The organism is Leucobacter chromiiresistens (assembly GCF_001477055.1).
GTDB classification, from domain to species: Bacteria; Actinomycetota; Actinomycetes; order Actinomycetales; family Microbacteriaceae; genus Leucobacter; species Leucobacter chromiiresistens_A.
Map to the genome: position 1 here is coordinate 1 of NZ_LDRK01000003.1, position 19663 is coordinate 19663.

Below are 19663 nucleotides of genomic sequence, written 5' to 3' on the forward strand. Positions count from 1 at the left end.
TCCACGGGCAGACGCCGCGCAGCGCCCCCTCCGCGCACCCGACGCCGCCGACGGCCGCCTCCCCGCAGGATCGCGCTGCCGTCGCCCGCTACACCTACCTGCTCGAGACGGCCGATCCGCGGCAACTCGAGCAGGTGCACGCTGAGGCCTTCGCGAAGCTCACACCCTCGCAGCGCGCGCTGCTGCAGCAGGACCTGCAGCGCGATCTTCCGGTCTCCGAGCGCCCGGCCTCCGCGGAGCCCGCCGACCTCGCTCGGGCGGCGACGCGCGGCGAGATGCGCAGCCCGGGCACGCTGCGGCGCCTCCTCGCCCGCTCGGGAGGCGCACGCGGTCGCGGCGCCGTCTCGTCCGGAGCGGCCGGGGTGGCCGGGGCGGGAGCCCTCGGTCTGCTCGGGGTCGTCGCCGGCGGCGCCGTCGCAACCGCGATCGGAGGATCGCTGCTCGCCGAGGCTGCCGCATCCGGCGTCGACTTCGACGCCCTCGCGAGCGGGCTGGACCCCGAGGCGCTCCTCGGGGACTTCGCCGTGGGCGACGCGCTCGCGGGTGCGGGCGAGGCCGTACCCGGCGTCGAGGAGGCCGTCTCGGGGGTGGGCGACGCCGCGAGCTCGACCCTCGACGCGGCGCAGGGCGGGCTGGGTTCGATCGGCGACGCCGTCTCGGGGTTCGATCTGCGCGGCTTCTTCGAGCGATGAGCAGCTGCAGGTGAGCAACCAGGGTTGACAGTCGCGATCCGCGCAACGTAGGTTGACAGCATGGATTCGATGCACCTCGCGGCGTGCGCCGCCGACCTCAGCGACCCGCGGGCCGGGCTGCTCGCCGTGGCCTCGCTCCGCGTGCTCGCCGACACCCTCGAACTGCGTCAGGTCGAGGCGGGGCTGCGCTCGGGCATGAGCTGGCAGCAGATCGCCGACGCGCTCGGCGTCACCCGACAGGCCGTGCACAAGAAGTACGCCAAACGCGTCGACCCCGCGATCGCGATTCCCCGGAGGCAGGCATGAGCAAGTTCACCCGATCGGCCGACGCTTCGCACCGCCTCTCGCTCGCGGCGATGGAGGAGGCGTCGCGCGTCGGCCTCCGCACCGCCGACATCGAGCACCTGCTCCTCGCGCTCGTCATCGACCGCGACCGCGCGGGGAGCGTGCTGCGCAGCCACGGCCTCACCCTCGATGCGACGCGAGCCGGGATCGCCGCGCAGCACGCGGCGCACCTCGCCGTCATCGGCGTCAGCACGCAGGGGCCCGAGGCGGGCCGCATCGTCTTCCACGAAACCGACGGGTACGCGTGGAGCGATCGGGCGCAGCGCATCTTCTCGAGGGCGAACGGGCGGGGCAAGGCGGGCGACGCCGTCGCGGTGCTCCGCGAGCTGCTCGCCGAACCCAGCGGATTCATCGACGCGGTGCTGACCGGGGTCGGGGCGAGCCGAGCCGCGATCGAGCGCGACCTCGCCGCGCCGGCTCCCCGCACCGGCGCCGCCGCGCGCCGGGGCTCCAGCGCGCTCGCCGGCACCACCGAGGCCTTCATCCCCGCCCCGGTCGCTGAGGTGTGGGCGCTCCTCTCCGACCCCGCGCGCATGCCCGAGTGGCAGCCGTCCATCGCGAGCGTTTCGGCGCACCCCGAGCCCGCGGAGCGCCCCGAGCCCGCGGCGGGCGGGAGCGCCGAACGCGGCGCGTCCGTCGAGCACGGCAGGGTCTGGAACGCGCGCGCGACCACGACGCGCCCCGACGGCTCCGAACTCAAGGTGGGCGAGGCGTTCCGCCGGCTGCGCGCGGAACTGCTCGTGCACGATCCCGCACGGCGCGTCTCCTGGCGCCTCGCCTTCCCCGATGCGCCGCAGGCGAACAGCCGGGCATTCGACATCCGGCTCTCGCCGGAGGACGGCGGCACCCGACTGCGCATCGACTTCGCATGGGAGCGGCCCGCCGGCGGGGCGCGGCGGGGCCGACTGCTGGGGCCGCTGCTCGGCGTACTGCTGCGGCCCGCGCACCGACTGCTCGTCTGGGTGCAGCTGTCGCAGCTGGTGAGCAGCATCAGCCGGGCCTTCCGCTGAGCGACGGCCCGGACGGGCATGCCCCGCTCGAGCCCGCTCCCGACGGGCCCGCCGCGGGCGGCGTATCCTGCTCGCATGACCGATTCGCGCTCCGGGGCTCCCCCGCGGCTCAGCGCCCCGCAGCGCCTCGTCACGACCATCGCGATCCTCGCCTCGTTCGTGACCTCCCTCGACATGTCGGTCACGAACGTCGCGCTCCCCCGCATCTCGGAGGAGCTCGGGGGCGGCCTCAGCACGCAGCAGTGGGTGGTGGATGCGTACCTCGTGACGCTGAGCGCGCTCATGCTGCTCGCGGGCTCGATCGCCGACGCCTACGGGCGCGTGTTCATCATGCGGATCGGGTTGATCGGATTCGGCATCGCGTCGATCGCGGTGGGGCTCGCCGTGAACCCCGAGATGATGATCGTCGCCCGCGCACTGCAGGGTGCCGCCGGCGCGTTCCTGCTGCCGAGCTCGCTCGCACTCATCACGTCGCGCATCGCCGGGGCCGCGCAGGGTCGCGCGATCGGCGCCTGGACGGCGGTGACGACGGGCGCGATGATCGTCGGGCCGCTGCTCGGCGGCGTCTTCACCGACTACCTCTCGTGGCGCCTCGTGTTCCTCATCAACGTCCTGCCCATCGGGGCGACCCTCTGGATGCTCACGAAGCTGCCCGACACCGACGACCGCCGGCGGGGCGTGCGCATCGACTGGCTCGGCGGCGCGGCGGCGGCGATCGGGCTCGGCCTCGCGGTCTGGGCGCTCATCGAGGAGCCGGCGCACGGGTGGGCGAGCCCTGCGATCTGGCTGCCGCTCGGCGCCGGCGTCGCGCTGCTGCTCGGGTTCCTCTGGTGGCAGACGCGCGTGGCGTCGCCGATTCTGCCGCTCGCGCTCTTCCGCGTGCGCAACTTCTGGACGGGCAACCTCGCCACCCTCTTCATCTACGCGGCGCTGTCGCTCAACGGCTTCGTGATCGGCGTGTACCTGCAGAACCCGAACGGGCCGGCGCTCACCGCCACGCTCGCGGGCCTCGCGAGCCTCCCCATCACGATCCTGATGGTGCTGCTGAGTTCGAAGGTCGGTGCGCTCGCCGGCAGGTACGGCCCGCGCCTCTTCATGACCGTCGGACCGCTGCTGCTCGGGTGCGGCGCTCTGCTCCTGCTGCTCGTCGGCGACCCGTTCTCGTACTGGGCGCAGGTGCTGCCGTCGATGGTGGTCATGGGGCTCGGGCTGTCGATCATGGTCGCCCCGCTCACCGCCGCGATCCTCGGCGCCATCGGCCCGGAGCGCAGCGGGATCGCCTCGGCCGTGAACAATGCGATCTCGCGGGTCGCGGGCCTCATCGTCATCGCGCTCCTCGCGACCATCGTGGGCGGGAGGCTCGATCTCGGCGGCTTCCACTCGGCCGCGATCGTCACGGGGGTGCTGTTCTTCGCGGGGGCGATCGTGTCGTTCCTCGGGATCAGGAATCCGGCACCGGAGGACGCGGCGTAGCCCGCTGAGCCCGCGGACGCGCCGGCGCGGAACGAGCGAGAGCCCCGCGCCTCCCTGCAACGGCAGGGGCGCGGGGCCCTCGGTGGCGGTGACGGTGGGATTTGAACCCACGGTAGGGGGTTACCCTACACAACTTTTCGAGAGTTGCACCTTCGGCCGCTCGGACACGTCACCGCCGAAGAGCTTACGTGATGGGGGCGCGCCGCGCGAATCGGACCGGCGAGGTCGAGCCCGAAGACGAAGACGCTGCACGGGTGCGCGGTGCAGGTGAGCTGCGCCCCGGGGTCGGGCGACGGGGCACTGCGAGAGCGCAGTTCGTGCGCGCCGACCGGCTCGAAATCGCACCGAACGGGATCTCGGCCGTGCCGTGCCGTGCCGTGCGTCGACGGCTACGCGAGCCGCTCGTCCCAGAACTCGCGGAGCTGCTCGCTCTTGCGGAACACGATCGTGTCCCACTCCTCGTCGGTGGTCGACGAATCGGCGAAGTCGGACGGCACTTTGAAGATCTGCAGCGCCGCTCCGAAGCGGGCGCACACGCTGGCGTAGGCGTACGCCTCCATGTCGACGAGGCTCGCTCCGAGGCCGGCGATGGCCGCCCGCTGGGCGTCGCTCTGCACGAACACGTCGCCCGTCGCGATCACCGCGGTCGACTCGGGGGGCAGGATCGCCTCGCCGCCGGGCCGCAGCTCCGGCGAGGGCAGTGAGAAGTCGTGCTGCACCACGCCCGTGATCTGGTAGACGGCGTCGAGCGACGGCCGCTCCGGCCCGTCGCTCACGACGCCCGCGGTGCCGAGCACCACGACCCGCTCCGCCGGCCGCTCCGAGAGCTCGGCGGCGAGCGCCACCGCCGCGTTCACCTTGCCGACGCCCGTCACGACGTGCGGCACGTCGGCGAAGGCGGAGGCCTCGTCGCGATGGGCGAAGACGAGCAGGGTGGAGGGTTCAGGCATCGGTGCTCCCAGCGGCGCGCGAGCGCCCGTCGATCCGGATATTCGACACCACACTAGCGCCGATCGAAAATGTGTTCTAATATGAGGTGTCGGGTTCGCGAGCCGCACGCATGATCGCCGTTGAACGGCACGTCGAGATCACCTCAACTCTGCGTCAGATGCCGCGACACCCACCGAGCACCGCAGGCCTCCAGTCGAGGCCGGTCCCCCGATGAGACCGGTGCAGATGCGCTCCGCCTTCGATCGCACCGATCGAGCGGGCTGTACCGACGCAGCCCCGGCGAGGCAGCGCACGGCTCCACGCGAGCCACACCCCGAGAATCGCTCGGGGATCGCGCACCACGATGGTGCGCCACGAGAGGAACACCATGACTTCGCATACCCCTATCACCCATCCCCCCGCCCCCCGCACCGCGGACGCGCGGCCCGCCGCGGCCGCGCCGCTGCGCACGCCCTACCATTCCCTGAGCGGAGCCGATGAGATGCTGGTGCCCGACTGGGCGCAGCGCCGCTCCGTCTACCGCAGCTCGGGTCGCACGCTCTACGTCGTCGAGACCGACCGGCTCACCGACGCCCGGAGCGACCTCAAGCGACTCGACCGCGCCGGCTGGAACGTGACCGTCTCCGAGCTGCCCTCCAGCGAGCGGGCGCGCATCGCGCTGACCCGCAAGGAACTCGCGCGCGCTGCCTGATCGGTGCACGCGGCGTAATCTGCGCCGCGCGCACCGCTCCCCCGTGGCACACTGGAGCGCATGAGCGATGTCGAACTTGCCGAGGTGGAGAGCTTCTCACTGGACCACACGAAGGTACTGGCGCCGTACGTGCGCCTCATCGGGGTCGAGCACGGCCCGAAGGGCGACGCGATCTCGAACTTCGACATCCGCCTCGTGCAGCCGAACGAGGCGGAGATCCCGACCGCCGGCCTGCACACCATCGAGCACACGCTGGCCGCGCTGCTGCGCACCCGCTTCGATGGCCTCATCGACATCTCGCCGTTCGGCTGCCGCACCGGCTTCCATCTGATCGCGTGGGGCGAGCCGAGCGTCGAGACCGTGGCCGAGGCGATCAAGAGCTCCCTCACCGACCTGGTCGAGCGCGTCACGTGGAGCGACGTGCCCGGCACCGAGGCGGTGAGCTGCGGCAACTACCGCGATCACAGCCTGCACTCCGCCCGGGAGTGGGCGCGGGCGGTGCTCGCTCAGGGCATCAGCCTCGACGCGTTCGACCGCTCGCGCATCGCGTAGGCGTCGATCAGGCCGGGCAGCTCCTCCAGGCTCGAGCACACGAGCGAGGCGCCCGCGCCTCGCAACGCCTCGGGAGGGGTGCTCACCGCGCTCCCGGTCGAGAACCCGAATACCGTGGCACCGGCCGCGATGCCCGCGGTGACCCCCGCCACGGTGTCCTCGACCACGAGGGCGTCGGCCGGGTCGACGCCGAGCGCCGCAGCCGCCGCCAGGTAGACGTCGGGCGCCGGCTTGCTCGCCGCCAGCTCCATGCCGCTGAACACGCGGTCGCCGAACCACCGGCCCAGGCCGGTCACCTCCAACTGCATCGCGATCTTCACGCGATCCGCGCCCGAGGCGAGGGCGATGCGGTCGCCGAAGCGCTCGGCCACCGCCGCGAGCATCCGCTCGGCGCCCGGCATCGGCTGCACGCCGGCGCGCAGGGCGTCGTCGCGTCGCACGTGGAACTCGTGCACCCAGGCATCCGTGATGCGGAAGCCGGTGTTGGCGAGGATCACCTCCCACTCGTCGACGAGCGCGCGGCCGATGAAGGTGCGCACCGTCTCCTCGTACGAGATCTCCCAGCCCAGCTCGCGGAGCATCTCGGCGAGCACGCGGATGGTGATCGTCTCGGAGTCGACGAGCACCCCGTCGCAGTCGAAGAGCACTGCCGCGAAGGGCGGGTGAGCGGTGCGCAGCGCCCCGCTCACGAGACCAGCACGTCGAGCGCCGCGGTGAGCGCCGCGTCGACCGCGGTCACCACGATCTCGCGATACGGGTCGTAGTCGCCCATGTCGGTGTCGTCGGCGGCGAGCGGGTTGCCGTCGATGGCGAACACGCCGGCGGCCTCGATGCCGTGCAGCGCGGCGATGACGAACAGGGTCGCGGCCTCCATCTCGACCGCGACGACCCCGGCGCGCTGCCACAGCGCGAGGTCGACGCCGGTGATGACGTCGCTCGGGTAGAACATGTCGCCCGTCAGCACGACGCCGCGGTGCACGTCGAGACCCGAAGCGGCCGTCGCCTGCGCGAGCGCGACGGTCAGCTCGGGCGTCGTCAGCGCCGGGAACTCGGTCGGCACGAGCTGGTGGCTCACCCCGTCGGCGCGCACGGCTCCCGTCGCGACGACGACCGCGCCGTCGACGATGCCCGGCTGCATGCCGCCGGCGGTGCCCGACCGGATGATGCGCGTCACGCCGCCCCGCGCGAGCTCCTCGAAGCAGACGGCGGCCCCCGCTCCGCCGACGCCGTGCGATGCGACGGTCACCGGCACGCCCTTCCACGTGCCCGCGTACACGTGGTACTCGCGGTTCGTCGCGAGCCGGCGCACGTCGTCGAGGCGCTCGGCGACGCGCTCGGCGCGCGCGGGGTCGCCCACGACGAGCGCGCGGTCGGCGAGGTCGGAGACGCGGACGCGCAGCAGGGGCAGTTCGGCGTCGGAGGGGAGTCGGACGGGCATGTGTGACCTTTCGGTGTGTGGATGGAAGCTCAAACTGCGAGCTCGGGCAATGCGCTCGGGCGGTGAGCTCAGTCGGTGCGCGCGGCGTCGCTCAGCCGGGCGCGGGCGGCTGCCGCCCGCGCCCGGATCGAGTCGGCGTCGAGCGTGAGGTGCTCGCCCTCCGCGTAGACGTGGCGGCCGCCGATGAAGACGTGGCGCACGTCGGCACCCGTCGCTGCGAACCCGAGGTGGGAGACGAGGGACGCCGCCTCGAAGGGGATCGCGGAGGATCCCGTGACGTCGAGCGCGATCACGTCGGCGAGGCGCCCCGCTTCGAGTGCCCCCGTCTCGGGGAAGCCGATCGCCTCCGCGCCGCGTCGCGTCGCGATGTCGAGCACGTCGGCGGCGCGCACGATCGCGGCGTCGCCCCGGGCGCCGCGGTGCAGGATGGTGCCCGTCTTGATCTCCTCGAAGAGGTCGAGCGTGTTGTTGCTCGCGACGGAGTCGGTGCCCAGTGAGATGCGCAGCCCCGCCGCCTGCCACTCCGGCAGTGCGGCGATGCCGTTGCCGAGCTTCAGATTCGAGACGGGGTTGTGGCTCACCGCCGTGCCCGTGCGCGCGAACAGCTCGATCTCGCCGTCGGTGAGGTGCACGCAGTGGGCCGCGAGCACCTCGGCGTCGAAGAGCCCCAGCGCGTCCAAGTGCACCGCGGGGGTGGCCCCGTAGCGCTCGCGGATCTGCGCGACCTCCGCCGTCGACTCCGAGATGTGCGTGTGAATCGGGATGCCGAGTCGCACGGCCCGCTGCGCGATGTCCCGAAGAAACTCGGGCGGGCAGGTGTAGGGGGCGTGGGGGCCGTAGGCGATCCGCACCTGCGCGTCACCCGCGTACCGCTCCGCCAGCGCCTCCGTGCGGTCGGTCGCCTCCGCGCCCGTCCACGGCGACACTCCGGGGAACCCCACCGTCTCCGGCGCGAACGAGGCCGGTGCGACGAGGGCGCGCATCCCCGCCGAGCGCACCAACTCGATCAGATCCGCATCCCAGTGGTACATGTCGGCGAACGACGTCGTGCCGGTCTCGATCATCTCCACCATCGCGAGCTGGAGGCCGACCGCGACGTCGTCGTGCGTCAGATGCTGCTCGAGCGCCTGCACCGCCGCCAGCCACGGCATGAACCCCTCGTCGTCGGAGACGCCGCGCAGCAGCGTCATCGCCGAGTGCGTGTGCCCGTTCACCAGCCCCGGCATGAGCACGTGCCCCGCGAGCTCGTGCACCACGCGGTCGCTCGCCGAGGCGGCATCGGGGCGGGCGGATCCGGCGTAGGTGATGCGGCCGGAGCCGTCGAACGCGAGCTCCGCATCGGCGATCGCCCCCTCCGGGGTCAGCATCGCATCGGCGCGCAGCACCGTCTCGTAGTCGCTCATCGGCAGCTCCATTCTCGAATCGGGGAAGGGCGGGTCACCAGCCCGGCGTGGCCAGCATGCCGCCGTCGACCGCGAGATCCTGTCCGGTGATGAACGCTGCCGCCGGGGAGGCGAGCAGCGCGCACGCGCCGCCGATGTCGGCGGCCGTCGCGAGACGCCCGAGCGGGGCGTGGGTCGTCCAGCTCGCGACGCCCTCGGGCCACGCGTCCGCGAGCCCCGGTCGGTCGACCAGCCCGGGCGACACGGTGTTGACGCGGATCCCGAGCGGCCCGAGCTCCAGCGCCGCGGCGCGGGCGTGCATCACGACGCCGGCCTTCGCCGCCGCGTAGTGGGCGTGCGCCGGGCTGGGACGCGACGCCTCCACCGAGGCGATGTGCGTGATCCAGCGGTTCGCGCCGCGCCCGCCGCGCTCGCCCGCCATCACCGCGGCCGCGGCCTGGGAGAGCTCGAAGACCGCCCCGAGATTCGTGCCGAGCACCTCGTCCCACTCAGCGCGCGTCGTCTCCGCGAGCGGCGCGACCGGCTGCACGCCCGCGTTGTTCACGAGTCCGTCGAGAGCGCCCAGAGCGGAGACCGCGTCAGCCACGAGGGTCGCCGCCGCCCCGGGGGCGGAGAGATCCGCGCGCAGCGCCTCGACCTCGGCCCCCGCACCGCGCAGCTCCCGCACGAGCGCGCCGATGGCATCGGCCGACGCCCGACTCTCGCCGCGGTAGTGCAGGGCGAGCCGCGCGCCCGCCGCGGCGAGCACCCGGGCGATGCCGCCCCCCACGCCGCCCGAGGCTCCCGTGATCAGCACCCGCTGCCCCGCGAGGTCGGGCAGCCCGGACATCGGCGGTGCCGTCGCCGCCGGTGCCGGTGTCGCCGGTGCCGGTGCCGCCGGTGTCGCGTCGTTCGTCATCCGTTCAGCCCCCCATCCGCCGCTGCCGAGACGAGTAGTCGCGCAGCGCGCGCAGCAGATCCACCTCGCGGAGATCCGGGTACAGCGCCTCCACGAAGTAGAACTCGGAGTGCGCCGACTGCCAGATCATGAAGTCGGAGAGCCGCTGCTCCCCCGAGGTGCGGATCACCAGATCGGGATCGGCCTGACCCCGGGTCCACAGGTGCTCGCCGATGAGCTCCGGCGTCAACCGCTCCGCGAGCGTGTCGATCGTGCCGCCCGCCGCCTGATGCTCCGCGATCACGCTGTGCATCGCCGCGGTGATCTCGCTGCGGCCCCCGTAGCCGACGGCGAGATTGATGTGCAGGCCCTCGCGATCCGCCGTCGCCGCCTCCGCGGCGCGCAACGCCTCCGTGAGCTCGGGCGACAGCCCCTCGCAGGTGCCGACGTGCTTCACGCGCCACCCCGGATGCTCGGCCAGCAGACTCGCGAGCTCCGCGATGATGCCGAACAGGTCGTCGAGCTCCTGGCGATCCCGAGCGCCCAGGTTGTCGGCCGAGAGCAGATACAGCGTAACCGTGCCGACGCCCGCCTCCGCGCACCAGCCGAGGAACTCGGGAATCTTCCGAGCGCCGGCCCGATGGCCGAAGGCCGCGCGCTCCTGCAGCCGCTGCTTCGCCCACCGGCGGTTGCCGTCGACGATCACGGCGATGTGCTGCGGCACCCGACGCGGATCGATCTCTCGACGCAGGCGACGCTGATACAGCCGGTAGAGCAGACCGGCGCGCGGATTCGACGGCTGGGCACTCACGTTCCGAGTGTACCGGCTCGACCCGGAGAGCGGACGGGGTGCCGGTGCTGCAGTCGCGCGCAGCATGCCGGGCGCGGCGCGGCGCGGCCGTAGACTCGACGCATGACGTCGCAGAGCCCGCGCTCATCGGGCCGCCCGCTGCCCGATCCCGATCGGCTCTCGCTCCCCCTGCTCGAGGACGCCATCGACCACTCGGACGATCAGCCCGGGCCCGCGGAGGCGAAGCCGAAGTGGCGCGGCTGGATCCACGCGGGCACCTTCCCCGTCACCATCGCGGCGGGGATCGTGCTCATCGCGCTCGCCCACGGCGCCGTCGCGAAGTGGGCGTCGGTGGTCTACATGCTGTCGAGCATGCTGCTCTTCGGCGTCTCGGCGCTGTACCACCGCTTCAACTGGAAGCCGAGCACGAAGCAGGTGTTCCGGCGCCTCGACCACGCGAACATCTTCGTGCTCATCGCCGGAACGTACACCCCGATCGCGCTGCTCGCGCTCCCCCTCGACAAGGGCGTGCTGCTGCTCGTGCTGGTGTGGGCGGGGGCGCTCCTCGGCATCGGCTTCCGCGTGTTCTGGATCGGAGCGCCGCGCTGGCTGTACGTTCCGCTCTACGTGCTGCTCGGGTGGGCCGCGATGATGTACATCGTCGACATCGCTCACGCCGACTTCGCGGCCATGGTGCTCGTGGTGGTCGGCGGCCTCCTCTACACGCTCGGCTCCGTCATCTACGGCACGAAGCGGCCGAACCCCGTTCCCGGCGTCTTCGGGTTCCACGAGATCTTCCATGCGCTCACCGTCTTGGCGTTCCTGTGCCACTGGACGGCGGCGCTGCTGCTCGCGCTCGACCCGTTCTTCCTGCGGTAGGGGGCGGGAGTCGGCGGGGCGCCCAGCGGGAGCGCGCGGTGCGGTCGGGGTGCGCGTGATGCGCGGGATGCGCGGGCGCCGAGCGATCCCGAACGCGAAGCGGGCCCGGCCGCTACAGACCCAGGCCCTGCTCGATGCGACCGAGCACCTCGATCTCCCGGCGCGAGGCGTCGACCGCGAACCCCGATTCGTCGGCGCCGAGCGGTTCGAGCGTCGCGAGCTGCGAATCGACGAGCGTCGCGGGCATGAAGTGCCCGGATCGGCCCCGCACGCGCTCGATCAGCACCTCGCGGGGCACCTGCAGCAGTACGAACCGCAGGTCGGCGCCGCTCCCCGAGCGCAGGCGGTCGCGGTAGACGCGGCGCAGCGCCGAGCAGGCGACGACGAGGTGCGCACCGGCGGCGGTCTCCTGCGCGACGCGGGCGCCGATCCTCTCGAGCCACGGCCAGCGGTCCTCGTCGGTGAGGGGCACGCCCCGGCGCATCTGCTCGACCGCCTCGGGCGTGTGGAGATCGTCGGCGTCGAGGTACCGAGCGCCGAGCTCTGCGGCGAGCGCCGCCGCGATCGTGCTCTTCCCCGAACCCGAGGCGCCCATCACGACGATCGCGAGCCCGGCGGCCGGGGCGGGCAGCCCGGGGGAGTGCTCGGTTCGGTCGCGGTCCATGCGCTTCAGTGTGCCATGCGCGGAAGACGCGTCGGCTCAGCCCTGCACGCTCGGTGAGCGATGCGGCCTCGGTACGGCGAAAGCGACTGATCCGACCTCACCGAAGCGAAATCCCTCACCGAAGCCCGGCCCGCCCCGGCTCCGTCACCCGAGCCCGAAGCGCTCGGCCGTCGTCGTCGCCCAGCGCTCGAGCAGTTCCCTGCCGTGCGCGGCGAGGTCGCTGCCGAGCTGGCCGAACACCTCGGCGCTGACGACGCCGATCAGGCCGGTCCACGATTCGAGCGCGTCGGCGGCGAAGCCCGGTGCCTCGGCGGCGACCCGCGCGAGTCGGGCGCCCTCGTCGCCGGTCAGCTCCGCGATGCCGGCCGCGAGCTCGGCGGCGAGCGCCGCGCTGACGGGCGGGCGGGCGGAGTGCCGCACCTCGGGGTCGCCTGCGGCGAGCACGCCCAGGAACTGCACCATGACGCGCGTGCCGACCGGTGTGGTCTGCGCGGCCGGGGCGCGATAGCCGGGCACGGGCGAGCCGTAGAGCAGCGCCCACGATTCGGGATGGGCGACGGCCCACTCCCGCACGCCGCGGGCGAGCTGCCGGAGGCGCTGCGCGGGCGCCTCTGTCGCGGGGGCGCGCGCAGCGACGGCGTCGGCGAGGTCGGTGTAGGCCTCGACGACGAGCAGGGTGAGCAGTTCGTCGCGGTTGGCGACGTGGCGGTAGATCGCGGAGGAGGCGACGCCGAGGCCGCGTGCGATCTCGCGCACGGAGAGACCGGCAGCCCCGACTTCGGCGAGCTGCGCGGTGCCCAGGCGCAGGATCCCCGCGCGCATCTGCGCACGGGCCTCGGCGTGCGTGCGTCTGGGGCGTTCCATGCGTTCAGTGTGCCAGGCGCGACGAGACGGGGCAATTCAGTGAGCGGTGCTCTTGAATTTTCCCGGCGCAGCGTCTACGGTGAGCACGGAACAATTTAGAGAGCACCGATCACAGAATGAATGGACGCACCATGCACACCCTCATCACCGGAGCCGGACAGATCGGCACCCAGCTGGCGCGCGACCTCATCGCTGCGGGCCACACCGTCACCGTGCTCCGCCGCAGCAGCGCCCCCGTCGCGGGCGCACGCACGCACGCCGGCGACGCCGGCGACCGCGCGGCCCTGCGCGCAGCGGCGCGCGGCGCCGAGGCCGTCTTCCACTGCATCCACGCGGCGTACTCGGCGCCGGCGTGGCGGCGGGAGCTGCCGCACCGCGAGCAGGCCGTCATGGACGTGGCCGCCGAACTCGGCATCCCCGTGATCTTCCCCGAGTCCGTCTACGCGTACGGCCGGTCGGCGCGGGCGCTCGCCGAGCACGCCTCCCCCGCGCCGGTCTCCCCGCTCGGCGAGGTGCGCGCCGCACTGCTCGAAGCCCGCGCCGCGCACCCCGCCCACACCGCCTCGGTGATCGCCTCCGACCTCATCGGTCCGACCGCCGCGGCGCAGACCTCGGTGGTGCTCGGCATGATCCTCACCCCGGTGGCGACCCGTCGCACCCCGTGGCTGCTCGGGGATCCGGATGCGCCGCACGCGGTCACCGCGATCCCGGATCTCACCCGCGCCATGATCGCCGCCGTGCCACTCGCGACCGCCGCCGACACCCGGCTGAACGCACCGACACCGCCCGCGCGCTCGCAGCGCGACATGGCCCGGGACGCAGCGGCGGCGCTCGGGCTCCCGATGCCGCGGGCGCGGCGCATCCCGCACGCCGCGATCGCGCTCGCGGGTGCGGCATCGCCGATGATGCGCGAGATGGCGCACCAGCGGTATCTCTGGGAGGCGCCGAGCGAGCTCGTGCCCGGCCGCCTCACCACCGAGCCGGGGCTCACGGCGACGCCCTGGGAGCAGACCGTCGCCGAGTGGGCGGCATCGGTCGGCGGCGCCTCGGCCGGCGGCTCCGCGCGGCCGACTACTCCCCGACGGCCAGGGCTTCGAGCACGGCGGCGCCGTACCGCTCCAGCTTGACCTGCCCGATGCCGGAGATCGCGAGCAGCTCCTCGTCGGTCTTCGGCTCGTGCACGGCCAGCGCCGCCAGCGTCGCATCGCCGAACACCACGTAGCCGGGCACGCCCTGTGCGCGCGCCTCGCCGGCCCGCCACGCGCGCAGCCGCTCGAAGATCTCGGCCTGATCCGGCGTCAGATCGGCCGCTGCCGCCGAGCGCTTCTCGCCCCCGCCCCCGCTGCGCGAGGCGCGACCGCGACCGCCGGCGGCGGCCCGCGAGACGACCTCCTCGCGCATCATCACGGACTCCTCGCCGCGCAGCACCGGCTTCGCCGCCTCCGTCGGGGCGAGCACTCCCCACTCGCCCTGCGCCTCGAGCAGGCCGGCGGCGAGCAGGTGGCGCACGACGCCGCGCCACTGCGCGACCGACCACTCGGTGCCGATGCCCCACGTGGAGAGCTCGTCGAGCCGCATCTGCCGCGTGCGATCGGAGGCCACGCCGCGCAGGACATCGATGTGCTGCCCCGCGGCATAGGTGCGGCCGCGCTCCTTCTGCGTGCGGATGATCGTGGAGAGCAGCATCTGCGACGGGACCGTCGCATCCCACAGCTGCGGCGGCGTGAGGCACACGTCGCAGTTGCCGCACGGCTCCGCCCGATCCTCCCCGAAGTAGCGCAGCAGGAAGACGCGACGGCACTGCACGCCCTCGCAGAGGGCCAGCATCGCGTTGAGATGCCGTGTCTGGCTCGCCCGCGTCGCCTGATCGCCGTCGCCCGACTCGATCATCTGCCGCTGCTGCACCACATCCTGCAGACCGTAGGCGAGCCAGGCCTCCGAGGGCAGCCCGTCGCGGCCCGCTCGGCCGGTCTCCTGGTAGTACCCCTCCACCGACTTCGGCAGATCGATGTGCGCGACGAAGCGCACGTCGGGCTTGTCGATGCCCATGCCGAAGGCGATCGTCGCGACCACCACCACGCCGTCCTCGCGCAGGAAGCGGGTCTGCGCGTCGAGGCGCACGTGCGCGGGCAGCCCCGCGTGGTAGGCGACGGCGTCCACGCCGGCATCGCGCAGCGCGGCCGCGGTCTGCTCCACGCGCTTGCGGCTGAGCGCGTAGACGATGCCCGCCTCGCCGGAGTGCTCGCGACTCACGAACGAGACGAGCTGCGCGCGCGCGTTCTGCTTCGACTCGATGCGGTAGCGGATGTTCGGCCGGTCGAAGCTCGACACGAAGTGCCGCGCGCGCTGCAGGTGCAGGCGCTCGGTGATCTCGCGATGCGTCTCGGGGGTCGCGGTCGCGGTCAGCGCGATGCGCGGCACGTCGGGCCAGCGCTCGGCGAGCGCGCCGAGCCGCAGGTAGTCGGGGCGGAAGTCGTGCCCCCACTGCGAGACGCAGTGCGCCTCGTCGATGGCGAACAGCGCGATGCGCCCCTGCGCGAGCAGCTCGACCGTGCCCGGCGCCGACAGCCGCTCGGGCGCGAGGTAGAGCACGTCGAGCTGCCCGTCGCGGTACGCCTGCTCGACGGCGCGGCGATCCTCGATCGACATCGCCGAGTTCAGCGCGGCGGCGCGCACCCCCACGAGCTGCAGCGCGGCCACCTGGTCGTGCATGAGCGCCACCAGCGGGGAGAGCACGACGCCCGTGCCCTCGCGCACGAGCGACGGGATCTGATAGCAGATCGACTTGCCGCCGCCCGTCGGCATCAGCACGACGGCGTCGCCGCCGCCGATCACCTGCCGGATGATCTCCTCCTGCTCGCCGCGGAAGGCGTCGTAGCCGAACACCTCCGCGAGCACCTCGCCGGGATCGCGGCCGACGTGCGGCCCGGCGGCGGCCGCCGCTCCAGCGGCGGGCGCCTGCGGGACGTGCGCCGCCCGCGCCGCCTGCGCCGCCCGCGCCGTCACCGGCGCCGCATCGGGCGGCGGTGCGCCCCACGCTTCGCCGGGCCAGCGCTCGTCGTCGCCGAAGTCGAAGTCGGCGTGCTGCTCGGAGGGGTCGCCCGGCGCTCCACCACCCGTCACGCGCTCAGCTCCGCGGCTCCGCGCCCGGCTCGGCACCCGACGCGCCCGGCTCGGCACCCGACGCGCCCGGCTCGGCACCCGACGCGCCCGGCTGCGCGGGCGCCTGCGGATCCGGGGCCGCCGTGCCGAGCGCGCCGTTCTGCGCCGCGAGCTCCTGCTCGATCTGCTCGCGCACCTCGGCGCGGTAGCTGTTGCGGCGCAGCCGCCCGACGAGGTTGAAGCCGAGGAGGATGATGCCGATCCCGAGCGCCGCGAACGCGATGAATCCGGCCACGCCGGGGCTCACCGTGTCGGGATCGAACTCGGCCTCCTCGGCGATGCGGGCCGCCGTGGTCAACAGGCTCATGCGCCCTCCTCGATTCCCTGGAACAGATCGGCTTCGAACTCGCTCGTGGCCACCCGGGAGGCGGCGAGGCGGTAATCCTCGAAGGGCCACGCCTGCCGCTGCAGCTCGTTCGGCCAGAAGAAGAAGGTGCTGTCGGGCGGCACCTGGCTGGCGTGGGCCCGCAGCGCCTCGTCGCGGCGCTCGAAGAAGCGGCCCACGTCGATGCTCGCGGTGCCCACATACGGGCGGCGGGTCATCCACTCGCGGATCTCGGTGAACTGCTCGATCATGGGCGACGTCGGATCGTTGTCGGCGAGCCACTGGTAGATCGTGTTCACGCGCTTCGCGTTGAAGATCTCCTCGTAGTAGAGCTTCGACATCTCCCACGGCTCGCCCGCCTCGGGGTACGCCTCGGGGTCGCCGGAGCGCTCCCACGCGATGCGGCTGATGTCGTGGCACCGGATGTGGTCGGGGTGCGGATAGCCGCCCTGCTCGTTGTACGTGATCATGACGTGCGGGCGGAACTCGCGCACGATGCGCACGAGCGCCTCGGCCGAGACATCGGCCGGGATGCCCGCGAAGGAGGTCTCGGGCACGGTCTCCCCCTCGTCGGGCAGCCCCGAGTCCTGGTACCCCAGCCAGCGGTGCTCGAACCCGATGATCTCGCGGGCGCGCGCCATCTCGTCGCGGCGCAGCCCGGGGAGGTCGCGCCGGCTCTTCGGATCGCGCGAGACGAGCTCGTTGAGCAGATCGCCCCGCTCTCCCCCGGTGCAGCTCACGATCAGCACTTCGGCACCCGAGTCGACGTAGTGCGCGTAGGTGGCGGCGCCCTTGCTGGACTCGTCGTCGGGGTGCGCGTGCACCGCGATCAACCTGAGCGTCATGAGGGTCCTCTCACATGCTTCCCGGGAGCTTCCCGGTACTCTGGCAACAGAGATCCAGTTTACCCAGCGCACATCGGAGGTTGCCGTGCCGCAGGCCGAGGCCGTCGACGCATCCGGCGATCCCGTGCAGCACTCGCAGACGGCGCAGTCGCTCGAGGATCGCTACGGCACTCGCCGACGCGCCTCGTTCGATCGGCGCTTCGCGTGGATCGCCGCCGCCCTGCTCGTCGCGGCGGGCATCGCCTTCCTCCTGTTCAGCGGGTGGCAGCAGCCGAACCGCGTCGCCTTCCAGGACATCGGCTTCACGAAGCAGGGCGAGACGAGTCTCGACATGAAGTTCCAGGTGACCACGGAGCCGAACACGCCGGTGGCGTGCGCGGTCGAGGCCCTGAACACGTCGAAGGCGACCGTGGGCTGGAAGATCGTCGAGCTTCCCGTCACCGAGCAGCAGTCGCACACGGTCACGACGCGGGTCGTCGTGACGAACCCGGCGACGGCCGCCTCGGTGCGGGACTGCTGGGTGATCGAGGATCGCGCCGCCGATTGAGGCGCAGCCCGCACCGCGCCGGGTCCCCGAGTCAACCCCTCGGCGCCGAACTGACACTCGCGAGCGCCCCCTGGTAGCCTGGGGTCGGCGCCCTGATGGTTCAGGGCGTTCTCTGCATTCCCGGCGCGTTCGCGCGCCGATCCGAGACCACTGATTGCGAAACGAGGATCGTCCATGGCCGAGCCCACCCAGACCTGGCTGACCCAGGAGGCTTACGACCGGCTCACGGGTGAGCTTGAGCAGCTCTCCGGGCCGGGCCGCAAGGAGATCGCGGCGCGCATCGAGGCGGCGCGCGAGGAGGGCGACCTCAAGGAGAACGGCGGCTACCACGCGGCGAAGGACGAGCAGGGCAAGATGGAGGCCCGCATCCGCGACCTGGAGGAGCTGCTGAAGCACGTCGTCGTCGGCGAGGCTCCGGAGGCGAGCGGGGTCGTCGAGATCGGCACCGTCGTCACGGCCACGATCTTCGGCGACGAGGAGCGCTTCCTGCTCGGCAACCGCGAGCTGGCGAACGGCTCCGACCTCGACGTGTACAGCGCCGAGAGCCCGCTCGGAGCGGCCATCCTCGGGCGGAAGGTCGGCGAGGAGGTCACCTACGCGGCGCCGACGGGCAAGGAGATCGCCGTCAAGATCGTCGCGGTCGACACCTACGCGGGCTGACCGAGCACGACGTCGAGGGGGTGGGGCCGCACGAGCGGCCCCACCCCCTCACTCGTACATCGAGAGATTGATCGGCCCCGTGAGCTCGGGCGCCGGCGCGCGCAGCCCGCGCGTCTGCACGAGCAGGTAGACGACGCCGAGCGCCAACCAGGCGCCGCCGATGACCATCGAGATCGGGTCGAGGCTCAGCCACAGCCACACGTTGATGACGACGCCGATCGCGGGAACGGCGACGAACGCCGCCCACGCACCCGCGGTGCGCCGCTGCAGGAACCTGAAGAACACGAAGATCACCGACAGGTTCACGAAGGTGAACGCGATGAAGGCGCCGAAGTTGATCATGGATGCGGCCTGGTCGAGATCGACGAACAGGGCGGTCAGCGCGACGAGGGCGACGATCAGCACGTTCACCACGGGCACGCCGGTGCGCGGGTCGACGGTGCCGAAGAGCCGCTTCGGCAGGGCGCCGTCGCGCCCCATCGCGTAGAGCAGACGCGCCGCGCTCATCTGCTGCGTGATGCCGCAGCCGAGCACGGCCATCATGTAGCCTCCGACGAAGATCGCCTGGAAGGCGGCGCCCCCGATGTACTTCGCGATCTCGGGCGACGCGCCCACGATGTCGGCGAGCTCGGTCACGTCGGGGAACAGCGTCTGCATGACGTAGGTGACGGTGATGAAGAACGCGCCGGCCACCGCGATGATGATGAAGATGGCGCGGGGGATGTCGCGCTCGGGCTTCTCGGCCTCCTCGGCGAGCGTCGAGACCGCGTCGAAGCCGAGGAACGAGAGCGCCAGGATCGCCGCACCCGCCGCGATGGCGGCGCCCTGCACGTCGCTCGAGATGAACGGGCGAGCGGTGAACTCCGCGCCGTTGGCGCCGTTCGCGATGTTGACGACCGTGAGCACGACGAACACCACGGCGACGACGAGCTGGATGCCGACGAGGATCACGTTCATGCTGGCCGCGAGCTTCACGCCGACGAGGTTCAGCGCCGTGCAGATGCCGACGGTCAGCAGCACCCACACCCAGAACGGTACGCCGGGGATCACGGCGGTCATGTAGATCGCCGAGAGGATCGCGTTGATCATGGGCAGCAGCAGGTAGTCGAGGGTGGCCACCCACCCGACGAGGAAGCCGAGGTGGGCGTTGATCGCCTCCCTCGCGTACGTGTACGCCGACCCGGCGATCGGGAAGAACCGCACCATGCGCGAGTAGCTGAAGGCGGTGAAGAGCACGGCGATCATCACGACGACGTAGGCGAGGGGCACGTGGCCGCTCGTGGCCTCCGCGACGATGCCGAACATGTCGAACACCGCGAGCGGCGCCATGTACGCGAGGCCGATGAAGACCAGGTGGCGGAGCTTCAGGGCGCGTGTGAGCGAGCCCGCGCGGGGGGCGAGGGAGTGCGCGATCTGGTCGTCGCCCGAGGCGACTGCTGAGTGCGATGGCGTCGTCGACATCTGGGATCCTCTGTTCGGTTCGGTGCGGTTCGGT

22 protein-coding genes and 1 tRNA gene are annotated in these 19663 nt (G+C 72.5%); 10 read left to right on the forward strand and 13 right to left on the reverse strand.

What is annotated here, in order from left to right; translation table 11 throughout:
- From NS354_RS13500 to NS354_RS00180, 4 genes are all read left to right on the forward strand, one after another.
- Positions 1-692, forward strand: a 692-nt coding sequence (locus NS354_RS13500; protein ID WP_058592614.1) for a hypothetical protein, incomplete at its 5' end; no start/stop codon positions are given.
- Positions 693-752: 60 nt separating this feature from the next.
- Positions 753-998, forward strand: a complete 246-nt coding sequence (locus NS354_RS00170) for a hypothetical protein (RefSeq protein ID WP_058592615.1) — start codon at positions 753-755, stop codon at positions 996-998.
- Complete coding sequence (locus NS354_RS00175) at positions 995-2047, forward strand: SRPBCC family protein (RefSeq protein ID WP_058592616.1); 1053 nt, start codon at positions 995-997, stop codon at positions 2045-2047. The genes NS354_RS00170 and NS354_RS00175 overlap by 4 nt, the downstream gene beginning before the upstream one ends.
- Before the next feature lie 75 nt (positions 2048-2122).
- Positions 2123-3520 carry an MFS transporter gene (locus tag NS354_RS00180; protein ID WP_058592617.1) on the forward strand — a complete coding sequence of 466 codons (1398 nt, stop codon included), beginning with the start codon at positions 2123-2125 and terminating at the stop codon, positions 3518-3520.
- An 83-nt stretch (positions 3521-3603) separates the two neighbouring features.
- On the opposite strand, the gene NS354_RS00185 is transcribed toward NS354_RS00180, so the two are convergent.
- Positions 3604-3694: transfer RNA gene (locus NS354_RS00185), tRNA-Ser, on the reverse strand.
- 215 nt (positions 3695-3909) lie between these two features.
- Positions 3910-4470 carry a purine-nucleoside phosphorylase gene (locus NS354_RS00190; RefSeq protein WP_058592618.1) on the reverse strand — a complete coding sequence of 187 codons (561 nt, stop codon included), beginning with the start codon at positions 4468-4470 and terminating at the stop codon, positions 3910-3912.
- Positions 4471-4838: 368 nt separating this feature from the next.
- On the opposite strand from NS354_RS00190, the gene NS354_RS00195 reads away from it, so the two are divergent.
- Positions 4839-5162 (forward strand): hypothetical protein, encoded by a 324-nt coding sequence (locus NS354_RS00195; RefSeq protein WP_058592619.1) that lies wholly within the window; start codon positions 4839-4841, stop codon positions 5160-5162.
- A gap of 60 nt (positions 5163-5222) precedes the next feature.
- Entirely contained in the window at positions 5223-5714 is a 492-nt protein-coding gene (locus tag NS354_RS00200; RefSeq protein ID WP_058592620.1) for an S-ribosylhomocysteine lyase, read from the forward strand.
- Here NS354_RS00200 and NS354_RS00205 read toward each other — a convergent pair.
- From NS354_RS00205 to NS354_RS00225, 5 genes are all read right to left on the reverse strand, one after another.
- Entirely contained in the window at positions 5669-6403 is a 735-nt protein-coding gene (locus tag NS354_RS00205; protein WP_058592621.1) for an HAD family hydrolase, read from the reverse strand. The two genes, NS354_RS00200 and NS354_RS00205, sit on opposite strands and share 46 nt — an antisense overlap.
- The gene (locus NS354_RS00210) at positions 6400-7152 is read right to left on the reverse strand and encodes a nucleoside phosphorylase (protein WP_010154873.1); all 753 of its coding nucleotides are present in this window, start codon (positions 7150-7152) and stop codon (positions 6400-6402) included. Before NS354_RS00210 ends, NS354_RS00205 begins: the two co-directional genes overlap by 4 nt.
- A 68-nt stretch (positions 7153-7220) precedes the next feature.
- Positions 7221-8555, reverse strand: coding sequence for an amidohydrolase (locus NS354_RS00215; RefSeq protein ID WP_058592631.1), 1335 nt, complete (start codon positions 8553-8555; stop codon positions 7221-7223).
- Between the two features lie 34 nt (positions 8556-8589).
- Positions 8590-9384 carry an SDR family NAD(P)-dependent oxidoreductase gene (locus NS354_RS00220; RefSeq protein WP_058592622.1) on the reverse strand — a complete coding sequence of 265 codons (795 nt, stop codon included), beginning with the start codon at positions 9382-9384 and terminating at the stop codon, positions 8590-8592.
- A 73-nt stretch (positions 9385-9457) separates the two neighbouring features.
- Positions 9458-10243: an isoprenyl transferase gene (locus tag NS354_RS00225; RefSeq protein ID WP_058592623.1), complete on the reverse strand. Its 786-nt coding sequence runs from the start codon at positions 10241-10243 to the stop codon at positions 9458-9460.
- Between the two features lie 102 nt (positions 10244-10345).
- On the opposite strand from NS354_RS00225, the gene trhA reads away from it, so the two are divergent.
- The gene (trhA, locus tag NS354_RS00230) at positions 10346-11101 is read left to right on the forward strand and encodes a PAQR family membrane homeostasis protein TrhA (protein ID WP_058592624.1); all 756 of its coding nucleotides are present in this window, start codon (positions 10346-10348) and stop codon (positions 11099-11101) included.
- A gap of 112 nt (positions 11102-11213) precedes the next feature.
- Here the strand turns inward: trhA and NS354_RS00235 are convergent, their stop codons facing one another.
- Both NS354_RS00235 and NS354_RS00240 read right to left on the reverse strand, forming a co-directional pair.
- Positions 11214-11765 (reverse strand): gluconokinase, encoded by a 552-nt coding sequence (locus NS354_RS00235; protein WP_058592625.1) that lies wholly within the window; start codon positions 11763-11765, stop codon positions 11214-11216.
- Between the two features lie 144 nt (positions 11766-11909).
- On the reverse strand, positions 11910-12629 hold the full coding sequence (locus NS354_RS00240; RefSeq protein ID WP_058592626.1) for a TetR/AcrR family transcriptional regulator: 720 nt from the start codon (positions 12627-12629) through the stop codon (positions 11910-11912).
- A 131-nt stretch (positions 12630-12760) separates the two neighbouring features.
- Here NS354_RS00240 and NS354_RS00245 point away from each other — a divergent pair, with 131 nt between their 5' ends.
- The gene (locus NS354_RS00245; protein ID WP_058592627.1) at positions 12761-13756 is read left to right on the forward strand and encodes an NAD-dependent epimerase/dehydratase family protein; all 996 of its coding nucleotides are present in this window, start codon (positions 12761-12763) and stop codon (positions 13754-13756) included.
- Here the strand turns inward: NS354_RS00245 and recQ are convergent.
- From recQ to mca, 3 genes are read right to left on the reverse strand one after another with little or no spacing between them, the layout of a single operon-like run.
- Positions 13701-15752 (reverse strand): DNA helicase RecQ, encoded by a 2052-nt coding sequence (gene recQ / locus NS354_RS00250; RefSeq protein WP_058592632.1) that lies wholly within the window; start codon positions 15750-15752, stop codon positions 13701-13703. The two genes, NS354_RS00245 and recQ, sit on opposite strands and share 56 nt — an antisense overlap.
- Before the next feature lie 4 nt (positions 15753-15756).
- Complete coding sequence (locus NS354_RS00255; protein ID WP_058592628.1) at positions 15757-16098, reverse strand: hypothetical protein; 342 nt, start codon at positions 16096-16098, stop codon at positions 15757-15759.
- Entirely contained in the window at positions 16095-16961 is an 867-nt protein-coding gene (mca, locus tag NS354_RS00260) for a mycothiol conjugate amidase Mca (RefSeq protein ID WP_082677812.1), read from the reverse strand. Before mca ends, NS354_RS00255 begins: the two co-directional genes overlap by 4 nt.
- Before the next feature lie 85 nt (positions 16962-17046).
- Here mca and NS354_RS00265 point away from each other — a divergent pair, with 85 nt between their 5' ends.
- Together NS354_RS00265 and greA are read left to right on the forward strand one after the other, a co-directional pair.
- Positions 17047-17508, forward strand: a complete 462-nt coding sequence (locus NS354_RS00265) for a DUF4307 domain-containing protein (protein WP_058592629.1) — start codon at positions 17047-17049, stop codon at positions 17506-17508.
- A gap of 174 nt (positions 17509-17682) precedes the next feature.
- Complete coding sequence (greA, locus tag NS354_RS00270; RefSeq protein WP_010154885.1) at positions 17683-18168, forward strand: transcription elongation factor GreA; 486 nt, start codon at positions 17683-17685, stop codon at positions 18166-18168.
- Positions 18169-18216: 48 nt separating this feature from the next.
- Here the strand turns inward: greA and NS354_RS00275 are convergent, their stop codons facing one another.
- Positions 18217-19629 carry an APC family permease gene (locus tag NS354_RS00275; protein WP_058592630.1) on the reverse strand — a complete coding sequence of 471 codons (1413 nt, stop codon included), beginning with the start codon at positions 19627-19629 and terminating at the stop codon, positions 18217-18219.
- Positions 19630-19663: the final 34 nt, after the last annotated feature.

Excerpts from the sequence above, each read along its gene's own strand:
- NS354_RS00235 (WP_058592625.1), bottom strand. The coding sequence starts at position 11,765 with ATGGACCGCGACCGAACCGAGCACTCCCCCGGGCTGCCCGCCCCGGCC.
- NS354_RS00200 (WP_058592620.1), top strand. The coding sequence starts at position 5,223 with ATGAGCGATGTCGAACTTGCCGAGGTGGAGAGCTTCTCACTGGACCAC.
- mca (WP_082677812.1), bottom strand. The coding sequence starts at position 16,961 with ATGACGCTCAGGTTGATCGCGGTGCACGCGCACCCCGACGACGAGTCC.
- NS354_RS00275 (WP_058592630.1), bottom strand. The coding sequence starts at position 19,629 with ATGTCGACGACGCCATCGCACTCAGCAGTCGCCTCGGGCGACGACCAG.
- NS354_RS00180 (WP_058592617.1), top strand. The coding sequence starts at position 2,123 with ATGACCGATTCGCGCTCCGGGGCTCCCCCGCGGCTCAGCGCCCCGCAG.
- trhA (WP_058592624.1), top strand. The coding sequence starts at position 10,346 with ATGACGTCGCAGAGCCCGCGCTCATCGGGCCGCCCGCTGCCCGATCCC.
- NS354_RS00215 (WP_058592631.1), bottom strand. The coding sequence starts at position 8,555 with ATGAGCGACTACGAGACGGTGCTGCGCGCCGATGCGATGCTGACCCCG.
- NS354_RS00255 (WP_058592628.1), bottom strand. The coding sequence starts at position 16,098 with ATGAGCCTGTTGACCACGGCGGCCCGCATCGCCGAGGAGGCCGAGTTC.
- NS354_RS00245 (WP_058592627.1), top strand. The coding sequence starts at position 12,761 with ATGCACACCCTCATCACCGGAGCCGGACAGATCGGCACCCAGCTGGCG.
- greA (WP_010154885.1), top strand. The coding sequence starts at position 17,683 with ATGGCCGAGCCCACCCAGACCTGGCTGACCCAGGAGGCTTACGACCGG.
- NS354_RS00210 (WP_010154873.1), bottom strand. The coding sequence starts at position 7,152 with ATGCCCGTCCGACTCCCCTCCGACGCCGAACTGCCCCTGCTGCGCGTC.
- NS354_RS00190 (WP_058592618.1), bottom strand. The coding sequence starts at position 4,470 with ATGCCTGAACCCTCCACCCTGCTCGTCTTCGCCCATCGCGACGAGGCC.
- NS354_RS00240 (WP_058592626.1), bottom strand. The coding sequence starts at position 12,629 with ATGGAACGCCCCAGACGCACGCACGCCGAGGCCCGTGCGCAGATGCGC.
- NS354_RS00175 (WP_058592616.1), top strand. The coding sequence starts at position 995 with ATGAGCAAGTTCACCCGATCGGCCGACGCTTCGCACCGCCTCTCGCTC.
- NS354_RS00195 (WP_058592619.1), top strand. The coding sequence starts at position 4,839 with ATGACTTCGCATACCCCTATCACCCATCCCCCCGCCCCCCGCACCGCG.
- NS354_RS00170 (WP_058592615.1), top strand. The coding sequence starts at position 753 with ATGGATTCGATGCACCTCGCGGCGTGCGCCGCCGACCTCAGCGACCCG.
- NS354_RS00220 (WP_058592622.1), bottom strand. The coding sequence starts at position 9,384 with ATGTCCGGGCTGCCCGACCTCGCGGGGCAGCGGGTGCTGATCACGGGA.